Source organism: Paraburkholderia sp. GAS448 (assembly GCF_050435685.1).
Taxonomy (GTDB): Bacteria; Pseudomonadota; Gammaproteobacteria; order Burkholderiales; family Burkholderiaceae; genus Paraburkholderia.
This window is the reverse complement of sequence record NZ_JBNDKT010000004.1, coordinates 239,397-253,108: the sequence shown is the minus strand read 5'-3', so window position 1 is coordinate 253,108 and position 13,712 is coordinate 239,397. Positions and strand designations below refer to the sequence as shown.

Sequence of the window (13,712 nt, the reverse complement as noted above, 5' to 3'; positions counted from 1 at the left end):
ATGATGAGACCCGAACATCTAAAGCTCGCCGGCATCGTCACGTTGGTATGCGGTGCAATGTCGTCCGTGGGTGCGGGCGCGGCGAGTAGGGATTCGCCGACTATCGCGACCGGGCGGATCATACCGATGCGCAATCCTGCGCTGGACGCCGCGGCGAATATGACCGATGACGCGGCGCAGGGCAGTGCACCGGTGATGCAAGGTGATGCGCCTGATGCTGTGCAGGCGCAGGCGACAGGTGTGGCTCCGGAGCCCGATGCAGTACCGGTGGCGCAGGGCAATTCTGCGCCCGACGTTGTCTATGCGGCGCGCACGGCAGTGATGTCGGCACTGGATGCCGCGCCGGCGATGACTGATGTGCCGGACTCACTGCGTGTGCCGGACGTGCCGGTTGCGTCGGCGCAGGATGTTGAGCCGGTGATAAGTGCTGCACCGGATTCCACGCGTGTGCCGGACGTGTCGGTTATAGCGGCGCAGGATGTTGCGCCGGTGACGGGTGCCGTGCCCGATTCCGCACGTGTGGCCGATACACCGGCTGTTTCTGTACAGGACGTCGCTGCGCTCGAGAGTGCAGCGCCGGATTCCATGCGTGTACCGGACGTGCTGGTTGAGTCGGCACCGGATGTGGCTCCGGTGATGAACACTGTATCTGACTCCGGGAGTGTGCCGGACGTGCCAACTGTCTCTGCACACGACGTTGCCCCGGCGACGAATGCTGTCCCGGATGCCGCGCGTGTGTCGGCTTTGTCGGTAAAGCTTGTCGTTCCAGTGATAAGCGTTGTCCCCGATTCTGGCCCTGTGTCGCAAGCGCCAGCTGAGTCGGTCCAGCGTGCAGTCCCTGTCCCGGCAGTGAGCGTCGTCCCGGCTTTCGCAGATGTACCCGTCGTACCGGCTACGTCGGCACGGCAACTCACACCCGGGGACGTTACAACATCGGATGTCGTGCATGCGCTGGATAAGCAAGCGGTGTCTGCGGAGGTACCCGCGCCCGTAACGGCAAGCGTTGCAGCTGGCGTCGTCGTGCCCGACTCGAGCCCACAGGAGGTTGCGTCTGCAAAGGACGTCGCACCAGTGGCGCCGCGTGCCTCGACGCGGGTTGCTCGCACAGTGAGTCCGACGGTCGTCTCTCCCGCAAGGATCGCGAGGCCGGCAACGGCAAACGCAGCACCGAACGTTGCCAGGCCAACGGAAGTCGCGTCTACGCCAGCAAAGGGCGACGGGCTGCTCGAACGTGCCGCGCTGAACCTGAAGGTCACGATGGATACGGCTGTCCAGTCGGCGCAACGCGCGCCATCGGCAGCCACCGGTCAGGCGGCCGACGCGACCGTCGATCGCAAGTCAACCTCGCCGCATGCAGCGCAAAAGCACGACGATGCGGATCCCGCATGGGCTTCCGCCGACCTCGTTGCGGTCGACGAGTCCCATCTGGACAACATGCGCGGTGGGTTCGACCTGCCGTCTGGTCTGGTGGTGTCGTTCGGCATTTCGCGGGCTGCATTCGTCAACGGCAATCTCGTCTCGTCGACGAGCTTCAACATTCCGAACGTCGCCCAGATGACTCCGCAGCAGGCACAGATGCTGGCGAATGCCAATAACGGGTCGCTGATCCAGAACGGCCTGAACAACAGTGTGCAGCCGGGCGCGTTGCCTGGGGTCACCGGGGCCGTCATCCAGAATACGTTGAGCAACCAGCAGATTCAGGCGCTCACGACGATCAACACGAGCGTCAATTCGCTTGCCGCGTTCAAGGCAATGAACATAGGTTCGACGTTGAACAGCGCCCTCATGACCGCCGTGCGTCCCCGCTAGGTGGACCGGGTTTGGGCGGGCGCGGGCGGCGCTCGCAACCCGCAGAAAGTTCAGAAGGCAATCGGCACGCGCATCGTGAGGGTAACGTCTGGCGTGTCGCGTGTGAGCCCGGCACCGATCGAGAAGTTGAGCGTCGTTTTCGGCGTCAGGCGGTATGAATAGCCGATCAGCAGTGTGCCGAGAATGGTGCGCACCGAGCCGGTGACGGTCTGGCCGTTCTGGCTGGTCGGTTGCACCACGCTCATGTCATACCCGATACTGACCGACGCCTTCTCGTTCAGCGCGAGACCCATGCCGATGTTGAAGCCCCAGATATCGCCTGGTTGAACTTTGCCGAGCGGTTCCACCGCGCCGTTGAGGAGCGTCAGGCTCTCGTCTTTTCCAAAGCTGTGCAGATAGCTGAAGTTGCCGAAGAACACGACCGGGTCGGTCGGGAAGAGCCAGGTAAGACCCGGTTGGATCGCGAGGAACCCGGAGCCGGTCGGCTGCTGCAACGGCAGACCGGTCCCGGTCGTATTGGCGATACAGGTCGCGACGCAGTCGGTCACGACGCTAAACGGACTCTTGCCGGTAGCGGTCTTGAAGCGCAGCCAGCCGACATAGTAGAACTTGTCCGGACCGCCCTGGTTGAACTGATAGCGCAACGTCATTTCGACATCGCCGATGCCGTTGCCGTTGCTGCTGATCACGCTGTTTGACGCCGCACCCGTGAAGATCTGGCGGGCCACGGCATCATTGGTCTGATACACGTACGGTACGCGGACTTCGAATTCCAGCCGGTTCGTGATCCCGTAGCGGAGGGCGACGCCTCCAATCAGCGTGGTCGTCTTGACCTCGCTCACATTGATCAGCCCGATCAGCAACGCAGGGATGATTGTGTACCCGACGAGCGAGAGCTGATTCTCTGACGAATACGCAAACTGGAAGTACGGTTCGACCACCAGCGTATGGCGTGGTGTCAGCACCCCTGGCTGGTCGAAGATCGGCGCGACGGCAGGCGGGCGCGTGTCCGCCACGGGAGCCTGGCCAACCGGTTGATTCTCTGCAGCCGCGGCGGGTTGCTGACCGGCGCTGCCGGCGTTCTGTGCGTTTTGTGCGTTCTGTGCCTGGTCCGCCTGGACGGCTTGCGCCGCGGCAGTCGCGCCGCCTGTTGCCGCCGCCCCAACCGGCAGTCCGTTGTTATCTTCTCCGCCCGTGCCGCGCTGTGTTTCGAGCTTGCCGGTGTCCAGCGCACGGCTGATTCGCGCGATGCCCGCCTCTTCGTCGGCGAGCTTGCGCTTGAGGGCGTCGATTTCCTTCATGCGCTGATTGAGTTCTTCGCGCAACGCGTTGACGTCAGCCTGGCTGGCCGGGCTGATCTGGGGCGGCTGGTTCGCCCCGGTCGGCTGAATGGCCTGGGTGGGCTGAGTCGCCTGAGTAGCTTGATTCGACTGATCGGGCTGATTCGGCTGGTCGGCCAGATTGGCTTGCCTTGCCTGCTCGGCTTGCGTCTCGAGTGACTGCGCGTGGCCTTCGGCGCTGAATAGCAGCAACGCCGCATAGCTTACGACACCAATGCGTCGGTATGGCACGCTCTTCATGGTTCTGTCTCCATGATCAGGCTTGCAGGTCCACCCCGGTTTTGGTTCGGCAGCAAGCCAGAGCTAGCGACAATGACGTCCAGTTGCCGGGCTCTGGGCATGAGCGGGAACTCACAGGCGCCGTGTTCCGGCAGCATCGGCGAGTACCCGGCCACGCACATGGAGGTGAGCGGAAAATCTGACCGCGCTCCATGAAAAATCCTGATTTTATGGTCCGCCAATCGACCTTTAAGCGGACCATAAAAGACTAGCGCATGCATGGCTTTAACGCTAATCAGTTGAACCCTGAGATGCGTTATTTATGCAACAGCCTGACACCCTTTTGAAAAGTGATTGGGACTCCATCGGGTTTGAATCGAGAAAAACACTGTGCGCCAGACCACATACTGGTGCTGTCACCGGCGCATCGTTTCAGAAACGCTGTCGAACCGTCGCGACGATAGCCATTTCGCACGCGGATTTATCGATGAATACTTCGTTTGCTCATTCACACGGCGCGTCCACACACGAGAAAACGGTAGTGCACCAATGTGCGGATGCACGGTGCTTTTGCACCCGAAGGGCGCATAATTCGTTTCTGACGATGCGATCGATAGTCACCCGCCGTGGAGGACATCATGCAAGCGAGGAACGAAGAATCAGTAGCCCATCTGCTTAACGATCTCGTCGAGTTTGCACGAGGGCGACTGCCTGAACCGGCGTTCGCGATCGTCGAGCCGTTTCTGTTGCATTACTATGACTTTGTCGATGCAAGCGACCTGCAAAGCCGCGGCATCGCCGACCTGTACGGCGCCAGCATGGCGCACTGGCAGACCGCCCAGCGCTTTGTTCCAGGCAGCGAGCGGCTGCGGGTCTACAACCCGATTCTCGAACAGCACGGCTGGCATTCGGATCACACGGTCCTCGAAATCGTGAATGACGACATGCCGTTTCTGGTCGACTCGGTCTCGATGGCCGTCAACCGGCTTGGGCTCGCGTTGCATTCCGTCGTGCACCCGGTGTTCCGGATCTGGCGCGGCAACGATGGCAGCATCGTACGTGTCAGCGTGGGCGCCGCGGACGCCGCCGATCCGCACTCGCAACTGGCCTCGTTCATCCATTTCGAAGTCGACCGGTGCGGTGACGCGGCGAAGCTCGAAGCCTTGCGCAGCGACATCGCGCAGGTGCTAGTCGATGTACGGGCAGCCGTCGAAGACTGGCCGAAGATCGTCGAGATCGCGCGCGACACCATCAAGGAAAAGAAGGCTCATGAAACCGGTGCCGAAGCCGCCGAGGCACGCGCTTTCGTCGAATGGATGGTGGCCGATCATTTCACGTTCCTCGGTCAGCGCGACTACGATCTGGTGTCGGTCGACGGCGGATACGGGCTGCGCGGTGTGCCGGGCTCCGGCCTTGGCATCCTGCGCGAAACGCTGCGCCCCGCGAGCTCGGTGGAGATCGCGCCGCTGCCCCCCGCGGCGGCCGAAATTATCGGCGCAGCGTCGCCGATCTTCCTCACCAAGGCGAATTCGCGCGCGACCGTGCACCGGCCGGGTTATCTCGACTACGTGGGTGTGAAGCGGGTAGGACCGGACGGCAAGGTGAACGGTGAACGACGCTTTATCGGGCTGTACACGTCGACCGCCTATTTCGGATCGACCGCGGATATTCCGATCGTGCGCCGCAAGTGCGAGTCCATAGTCAGACGTGCGGGATTTCTGCCCAAGGGGCATCTCGCGAAGTCGCTCGTGACGGTGCTCGAAACGTGGCCGCGTGACGAGCTCTTCCAGGCCGAGGAAGACCAGTTGTATGACGCCGCGCTTGGCGTTCTGCGTCTACAGGAACATCAGCGCACACGCCTCTTTGTGCGGCGCGACCGTTTCGACCGGTTTGTGTCATGCCTCGTCTTCGTGCCGCGCGAGAAGTACAACACCGATCTGCGCCGCCGCATCATGAAGCTGCTCACGGGCTCGTTCAATGGCACGAGCGTCGAGTTCACGCCGCTGCTGTCGGAGTCGACGCTCGCGCGGATTCATTTTGTGGTCCACGCCGAGCCCGGCGCGATGCCGGACGTCGACACACGCGAGCTTGAAGCGCGCCTTGTGCAGGTCACGCGCCGCTGGCAGGACGATCTGGCCGACGCGCTGCTCGACGCGTTCGGCGAGGAGCAGGGCAACCGTCTGCTGCAACGCTATGCCGATTCCTTTCCGGCGGGCTATCGAGACGACTATCCCGCACGCACGGCGGTGCGCGATATCGACCTGATCGAACGCCTGCAGGGCACCGAGCGGCTCGCGATGAATCTGTATCGCCCGATCGAGGCGGGGCCGCGCGCGTTCCGTTTCAAGGTCTATCGCGCGGGCGAGCCGATTGCCTTGTCGCGCAGCCTGCCGATGCTCGAACATCTGGGCGTGCGGGTCGACGAAGAGCGGCCGTATCTGATCGAAGCGCCGGGTGTGACGCCCGCATGGATCCACGATTTCGGGCTGGAGCTGGCCGACGATGTCGAATTCGATATCGAGCACGTGAAGGATCTGTTCGAAGACGCGTTCGAGCAGGTCTGGACGGGCGAAATCGAAAACGACGACTTCAACCGTCTCGTGCTGCGCGCGCAACTCGACGCACGCCAGGTGACGATCCTGCGCGCGTATGCAAAATATCTGCGTCAGGTAGGGTCAACCTTCAGCGACGCTTACATCGAGCGGGCGTTGACGGGCAATCCGGAGATCGCAAAGCGGCTGGTCGAACTGTTCGTGACACGCTTCGATCCGGTGCTGGGCGAGACGCGTGAGGCGCGGGTAGAGGAGTTGCTGAAAGCGATCGGCAGCGCGCTCGACCAGGTCCCGAATCTCGATGAAGACCGGATTCTTCGCCAGTTTCTCGGCGTGATTAATGCGACCCAGCGGACCAACTATTACCGGCACGATGCGCATGGTCACCCGAAACCGTATCTGTCGTTCAAGTTCGATCCGGCGAAGGTGCCGGGGCTGCCCGAACCGAAGCCGATGTTCGAGATCTGGGTGTATTCGCCGCGCGTCGAAGGGGTGCATCTGCGCGGCGGACGTGTTGCCCGCGGCGGCTTGCGCTGGTCCGATCGTCGCGAGGATTTCCGCACTGAAGTGCTCGGCCTGATGAAGGCGCAGATGGTGAAGAACGTCGTCATCGTGCCAGTCGGCTCGAAAGGCGGCTTTGTCGTGAAAAATCCGCCGCCGCCTTCCGATCGCGACCTGTGGCTGCGCGAAGGCGTCGCGTGCTATCAGACCTTTCTGCGCGGCCTGCTCGATGTGACCGACAACCGCGTGGGCGGCGCGATCGTGCCGCCGCCGGAAGTCGTGCGCCACGATCCGGACGATCCGTATCTGGTCGTCGCCGCCGACAAGGGCACGGCCACATTTTCCGACTACGCCAACGCGATTTCGCAAGAGTATGGTTTCTGGCTCGACGATGCGTTCGCCTCCGGCGGTTCGGTGGGCTACGACCACAAGAAAATGGCCATTACCGCGCGCGGCGCATGGGAGTCGGTGAAGCGGCATTTCCGTGAGATGGGCGTCGATACACAGACGACGAACTTCACGGTGGTCGGTGTCGGCGACATGTCGGGCGACGTGTTCGGCAACGGCATGCTGCTGTCGCCGCATATCTGCCTTGTCGCCGCGTTCGATCATCGGCATATCTTTCTCGATCCCACACCCAATCCGGCGACGAGCATCGTCGAACGCGGCCGGATTTTTGCGCTGGAGCGTTCGAGCTGGGCCGACTACGATCAGTCGTTGATCTCGACGGGCGGCGGCGTGTTTCCGCGCACGGCGAAGACAATCCCGCTTTCGCCGGCCGTGCAGACGGCACTCGGTATCAATGCAGCCGCGCTCGCGCCGAACGAACTCATACGCGCGATCCTGATGGCGCCGGTCGATCTGCTCTACAACGGCGGCATTGGCACTTACGTGAAGGCGAGTCACGAGACGCACGCGCAGGTGGGCGACAAGGCTAACGACGCGGTGCGCGTGAACGGCGCGGATCTGCGCTGCAAGGTGGTTGCCGAGGGCGGCAACCTCGGGCTCACGCAATATGGGCGCATCGAGTTCGCGCAGCGCGGGGGGCGTATCAATACCGATGCGATCGACAATTCCGCAGGCGTCGACTGTTCGGATCACGAGGTCAACATCAAGATTCTGCTTGGCCTCGTCGTGGCGGACGGCGAAATGACCGAAAAGCAGCGCAACGCACTGCTCGCCGAGATGACCGACGAAGTCGGCCTGCTCGTGCTGCAGGACAACTACTACCAGACGCAGGCGCTTTCGATCGCAGGGCGCTACGGGGTCGAGATGCTCGATCCGGAAGCGCGGCTGATGCGTTGGCTCGAACGCGCCGGGCGCCTGAATCGGGTAATCGAGTTTTTGCCGACCGATGAGGAAGTGGCCGAACGCCAGGCCGCCAGACAGGGTCTCACGTCGCCGGAGCGTGCGGTGTTGCTGGCCTACAGCAAGATGTGGCTGTACGACGCGCTGCTCGAATCCGATATGCCGGAAGATCCGCTCGTCGCCGGCATGCTGGTCGAGTATTTTCCGAAGCCCCTGCAGAACCGGTTCAGCGCGCCGATGAAGCACCATCCGTTGAAACGCGAAATCCTGGCGACCTATCTGACCAATGCGCTCGTCAATCGTGTCGGTTGCGCGTTCGTGCATCGGCTGATGGAGGAGACCGATGCGAAGCCTGGCGATATCGTGCGCGCGTGCATCATGGCGCGTGATGTGTTCGATCTCGACGACGTGTGGCGCAACATCGATGCGCTCGACAATCGCGTCGCCGACGATGTGCAGGCGCGCATGTTCGTCGAGGTGACCCGTCTGCTGGAGCGCGCTGCGTTGTGGTTCATCCGTCAGCTCGAGTCCGGTGCGGTGCACGACGGTGGGGTGGTGGAGCTGCTCGAACGGTGCCGCGATGCGGTCGAGCGCCTGACGCCGCAGTTGCCTCAACTCCTGCCGGAGGCCGATATGGAGGCGTTGTCGGCACGGCAACGCGAGCTGGTGGACGCCGGTGTCGATAGCGAACTGGCGATGCGGGTCGCAGGCGGCGATATCTCGGCTGCGCTGCTCGACATTGCCGAAGTATCGGCCGCATCCAATACGGGCCTGGAACTCGTTGCCGGCGTGTACTTCGCGCTGGGTACGCGGCTCAACTATGGCTGGATCGCCGAGCGCGCCATGGCGTTGCCGACGCCCACGCACTGGGACATGCTGGCGCGCGCGGCGTCGCTTGCGGAACTGGCGCGGCTCAAGCGGGCGCTGACGACCAGTGCGCTTGCCCACGCATCCGCGCACGACTTGCCGCAGACCCTGGTTGAGACGTGGGAGGCGAAGCGCAAGGCGTCGCTGGAGCGATTCGCGCGCCTCTTCGCCGACCTGCGCGCGACTGGCGGAGCGAGCCTGTCGATGCTGCTCGTGATCGTGCGGGAAATGGCAGTGCTGGAGCGGGCGTGACGGGAGCGGGCGACGTTTCACGCAGGTTCGCGCCGATGTGAAACAGCATCGGCGCGACGCGGTGTTGCGCGCTGGCTGTACGCATCGCGCGCGGATTGCCCATAATACGGGCTGTCGCCATTTCGCACTGTATTTTTGGCCCACGCATTTTGCCCCACCGTTTTTAGCCCTACCGTTTTTTGCCCGTTAACCAGCCATGACTCAAAACACCTCTTCGAACACCGCTGTTCCGCGTCTTACGAGCCTCTCGCATGGCGGTGGGTGCGGCTGCAAGATCGCGCCTGGCGTGCTGTCCGATCTGCTGAAGCGCAGCGTGCCGCTGCCTGCGTTCCCCGACCTACTGGTCGGCACCGAGACCGCCGACGACGCCGCCGTCTATCGACTGAACGACGAGCAGGCCATTGTCGCCACCACCGATTTCTTCATGCCGATCGTCGACGATCCCTACGATTTCGGCCGGATTGCCGCGACCAATGCACTGTCCGACGTGTACGCGATGGGCGGCAAGCCGATCCTCGCGCTGGCGCTGGTGGGCATGCCGATCAACGTACTGCCGCACGACGTGATCGCGGCGGTGCTGCGCGGCGGCGAAGACGTGTGCACGCAGGCCGGCATCCCGGTTGCGGGCGGCCATTCGATCGATTCCGTCGAACCGATCTACGGTCTTGCAGCACTGGGCGTCGTGCATCCGCAGCGCGTGAAGCGCAACGCGGCGGCGCGTGCCGGCGATGTGCTCGTGCTTGGCAAGCCGCTCGGCGTCGGTGTGCTGTCGGCGGCGCTGAAGAAAGACCTGCTGGACGACGCCGGCTACGCCGCGATGATCGCCACGACGACAAAGCTCAACCGTCCCGGCACGGGCCTCGCCGCGCTGCCGGGCGTGCATGCGTTGACCGACGTGACGGGCTTCGGCCTGCTCGGTCATACGCTGGAACTGGCCCGCGGGGCGGGCTTGAGCGCCCACCTGCGCTATGCGGATCTGCCGTGGCTCGCGGGTGTGGAGGCGTTTGCGTCGGCGGGTGTGTTCACGGGCGCCTCCGGACGCAACTGGGCTTCGTATGGCGAGAGCGTGTCGCTTGGCGACGGCTTGCCGGAAATCGCACGTCCGTTGCTGACCGATCCGCAGACGTCCGGCGGTCTGCTTGTCGCATGCGTGCCCGATACGGTCGACGAGGTGCTGGCGCTGTTCCATGCCGATGGCTTCGATCGTGCGACGGTGATTGGCGAGATGCGTGACGGCGCGCCGCGGGTCGTGGTGGGGTGAGCTTCGCGCGGGTTCCCGTTTCACCGCATGTCCAGTTCACTGACCCTACCTTCCTGCGTCGATGAAAGAAGAATCGCCGAAAGCTATCTTCTACGCGCTTGCCGCCAATCTCGGGATTGCGCTGTGCAAGTTCGCTGCGGCCGCCTTCACCGGCTCGGGTGCGATGTTCGCCGAAGCGATCCATTCGACCGCCGATTGCGGGAATCAGATTCTTTTGCTGTTTGGCCTGCGCCAGGCACGCAGGCCGGCAAGCCCGCTGCATCCGCTGGGGGCAGGGCGCGAGATCTATTTTTACTCTCTGCTGGTGGCGTTGCTGCTGTTTTTTGTCGGCGGTGCGTTTTCGGTTTATGAGGGCGTGCACCGATTGTTTGTGCGTGAGCCGCTCTCGCATGCGTATATCGCGCTGGGCGTGCTGGGTGTGTCGGTGGTGCTGGAGTCGTTGTCGCTGGCGGGCGCCGTCAAGGAAATACGTAAGGGCAATCCCGGCAAGTCGATGTGGCGGTGGTTTCGCGAAACGCGTGAGTCGGAGCTGCTGGTTGTCGCTGGTGAGGATGTGGCCGCACTCCTCGGGTTGGCGATGGCTTTTATCGCCGTGCTGTTGACGATGGTCACCGGTAACCCGGTCTATGATGCGCTGGGTTCGATTGGAGTCGGCGTGCTGTTGATGGTGATCGCGTGGCTTGTCGCGAGAGAAGTGAAGTCGATGATCGTCGGAGAGTCGGCGAGTCCGGAGGTCCGGCGCGAGGTTGAAGCGTTTGTTCGTGGGAGGCCCGAGGTTCGCGGCGTGATTAGCCTGATTACGCTGCAGTGGGGTAAGGATGTGGTGGTCGCCGTGCAGGCAGAGATGGTCGAGTATGCAAGCGGGCGCGCGATGGTCGATGCGATCAATGTGATCGAGGCCGATTTGCAGGCGCGGTTTCCGCAGGTCAAGTGGGTTTTTTTCGAGCCTGATGTGGCGCGTTGAAGGTTTTGCGCTTTGCTGGTTTGCTGGGGGTCAGTTGTCATTGCCTTTTTGTGCGCGCAGCCTGTTGGCAGCCGGACCCGCTTCACAGGATCAGTGTGGAGCACGAGTGTGTGGAGCACGAGTGTGTGGGGCGCGGTTCAGGCTCCTGAGCCTCGCCTGATGATGTCGTGCGCTGAATCGCTTGAGCACACTGGCGGCGTGCGGGTCGCCGAAATGAAACAGCGCGGTGCAGCGCAAGCTTTCCGGCAGGCAAGCCCGGTTGGCATGCAACGATCGCATGCCCCAGAAGAAATAGATGTTCCCCGGCTGCATCGGAATGGCGCGTGCGGACAGCCAGCGCTGAACAAGCGGCAGGCGCCAGATCGCACGGGACAACGCGTTCTCGACCACCGCCTTCTCGAGAACGTTGACTATCGCGTGGCGGCGCACGCGACGCAGGTTCGGGTACAGGACGAGATCACCACGCGGTTCGTCTGCGCCGTCTGGAATGATGAGCGGCACGAGCGCCGTGACGACGTACGAATCGTAATGAAAAAGACCGGAGTGCTTGAGGCCGACTGTTCCGGCCAGCACTCTGAGAGACGAGGTGACCTCGACGTCAGGGGCTGCACGCCGCATCGCGTGTTCCCACAATGCGGCGAGGATGTCATGGAACGCGGACGAGCGGGCCAGTTCAGCGAGCGGGCTCGCAACGATCCACTCACGGCCTGCCAGTCCGAAGTACTGGTTGTCATGCTGGTGCAATTTGCACTTGATGTAGTCCCTTGCCTGGTCAAGCATCGCTGCCGGAATGACATCGCGCAGAACCGCAACGCCGGACGTGTCGATCGTCTGGGCCAGTCTGTTGATGTCAGCCACGGGCAATGTGGGCAGTTCCGCACGTCTGGTGAGCTCGCGTCCCAATTCTTGCATTGCCGACCCCCAATTCCATCGAGCGCGCGCGGATTCCTGTGTACCAGCGAATACTATTCCGGCATTCCGCAGACTTATGTGCCCTTTCTCACATATGAAGATTTATCCGGCGAGGCGGGCGGGGTCTATGTGAGAGCGGCCGCCACGATGAAGCGTTGCGACAACGGCAATGGCGTAGCCAGGTCCTCTCCGGCGGGTTGCTGTCGGGTCGGACGCTTATGCAACCGGTCGTGCCCAGACTGGACTCCGCCCTTGTTTCTGAAGCAATCAACTTCAGTAGCTCTGACGTTTTTAGTCTTGGACATCCCGCTCTATGTCAACCTCTGGAGTGGGGCGCAGCCACCAAATCGCAGAAAAGAGTTAAGGGCGGCAAACTTAATTGTTTGTTAATTCTTGTCGCGGCATGTCTGCCTGGTGGGTACTGTCCGCTAGAATGCAGTGCCTTTTCGATTGGACAGGTAATATCCAGATTCAAAACTAATCTATTAGGATAACGATGAAAAAATTATCGATGACAATTCAGAGCCCGCTGACACCGTGAATCAGTAAGCGCTCAGGTGCGCACCGCGGACTCGTCGGTATAGTCGTGCATCGCCTGCACGACGTTAAGGCGACGGCGCCCGGTCATCAATTTCCTGATTCGCTCACCGCCACATGCGATAGCTCACCATTGGTGCACGATAGGCATACACGCGTGGTGCGCCCCAGTAGGGGTTGTAGGCCTGATACGGAACGGGTTGAGCGATGACTGTCTGGACGACAGGCGCCTCCACGTACTGGGGCTGGGTGTAGACAGGAATGTACTGGACAGGGGGCGGAGGCGGTGGTGCGTACGCCTGTTGCACGTACATCGGCTGGCTATCATCGTCGAATGTGGGTGCCTGCACAAATTCGGGCGCCTGCTGATACTGCATCGGCGCCGCGGGCGCATACTGCGGCTGCTGGTACACCTGCCTGTATTGTGGCTGCGGTACCTGACGTTGCACGTATGGGCGCGGTTGGGGTTGCCGTTGCGGCTGGACTGTCGTGTAGTTCGGGTTGTCGTCGTCCGGAACACCCGGCGGCAGCGGAGGGACATCCACCCGGGCAACCTGCTGGCTGGCGGGTTGTCGTTGACCGTGGTTGTGCGAGTCGATCATGGCGTTGTAATCCGCCTGATCCTGCTTGCCACGGTTGATGTAGCCGTTGCGATAAGCCCGGGCCACATCGGACATCTTCGCGTTCGGATCTTCCTTCATGCCGTCTGCATTGACCTGATACTCGTCAGGACTGAGCGAGCCAGCCGGCACGTCGTCGCTGCTACCCATGGCTTCAGGGACGCCAGCCCACGCGGGGTTAAATTGTAGCGATAGCGCCAGTGCCACCGCCGACAGCCTTACCCCTGAAAGCGTCTCTATTCTCATGATCCACCTCGCGGCCAATTAAGATTTTTGAAAGCCACAAACAAGATCTGGTACCCCGAACGATTGTTATTTTCTAGCATATTCCTTCGCGGTCGACAGGTTTTTTTTCTGGAAATAGGGTTTACCGCTCACATTGGAGATGGCTCCTTCAGGAGCCTCACGGCAGTCCCGTCAGCCTGTGCAGCGACTTGCCGCACGTGAGCCGTCGACCGGTGAGCCACCTCGGCTGGCTGGATGGGATATTCGTTGCGCATACTACTGGTGGCCTGATTCGCGACGTGACAACCTATACTCACCATCGACCGCGACAGAAAAAACAGGGTG

Annotated in this window: 7 protein-coding genes; 4 read left to right on the top strand and 3 right to left on the bottom strand. The window is 62.2% G+C overall.

The features are described 5' to 3' along the window. Window positions 1–3 precede the first annotated feature (3 nt). Window positions 4–1,809, top strand: coding sequence for a hypothetical protein (locus P3T23_RS10035; RefSeq protein ID WP_429316005.1), 1,806 nt, complete (start codon window positions 4–6; stop codon window positions 1,807–1,809). Window positions 1,810–1,859: 50 nt separating this feature from the next. Here P3T23_RS10035 and P3T23_RS10030 read toward each other — a convergent pair whose 3' ends face one another. Beyond that, window positions 1,860–3,389 (bottom strand): acetate kinase, encoded by a 1,530-nt coding sequence (locus P3T23_RS10030; protein WP_429316004.1) that lies wholly within the window; start codon window positions 3,387–3,389, stop codon window positions 1,860–1,862. 617 nt (window positions 3,390–4,006) lie between these two features. Between P3T23_RS10030 and P3T23_RS10025 the strand changes: the two genes are divergently transcribed. The 3 genes from P3T23_RS10025 (at window position 4,007) to P3T23_RS10015 (ending at window position 11,073) form a co-directional block, all read left to right on the top strand. Continuing rightward, a complete protein-coding gene (locus P3T23_RS10025) occupies window positions 4,007–8,848 on the top strand; it encodes an NAD-glutamate dehydrogenase (protein WP_429316003.1) in 4,842 nt (1,613 codons plus the stop codon). Between the two features lie 196 nt (window positions 8,849–9,044). Next, window positions 9,045–10,109, top strand: a complete 1,065-nt coding sequence (gene selD / locus P3T23_RS10020; protein ID WP_429316002.1) for a selenide, water dikinase SelD — start codon at window positions 9,045–9,047, stop codon at window positions 10,107–10,109. A gap of 61 nt (window positions 10,110–10,170) precedes the next feature. Further along, on the top strand, window positions 10,171–11,073 hold the full coding sequence (locus tag P3T23_RS10015) for a cation diffusion facilitator family transporter (protein WP_429316001.1): 903 nt from the start codon (window positions 10,171–10,173) through the stop codon (window positions 11,071–11,073). Between the two features lie 90 nt (window positions 11,074–11,163). Here P3T23_RS10015 and P3T23_RS10010 read toward each other — a convergent pair whose 3' ends face one another. Then, the gene (locus P3T23_RS10010) at window positions 11,164–11,985 is read right to left on the bottom strand and encodes a hypothetical protein (protein ID WP_429316000.1); all 822 of its coding nucleotides are present in this window, start codon (window positions 11,983–11,985) and stop codon (window positions 11,164–11,166) included. Window positions 11,986–12,629: 644 nt separating this feature from the next. Further along, window positions 12,630–13,388: a hypothetical protein gene (locus P3T23_RS10005; RefSeq protein ID WP_429315999.1), complete on the bottom strand. Its 759-nt coding sequence runs from the start codon at window positions 13,386–13,388 to the stop codon at window positions 12,630–12,632. Window positions 13,389–13,712 lie beyond the last annotated feature (324 nt).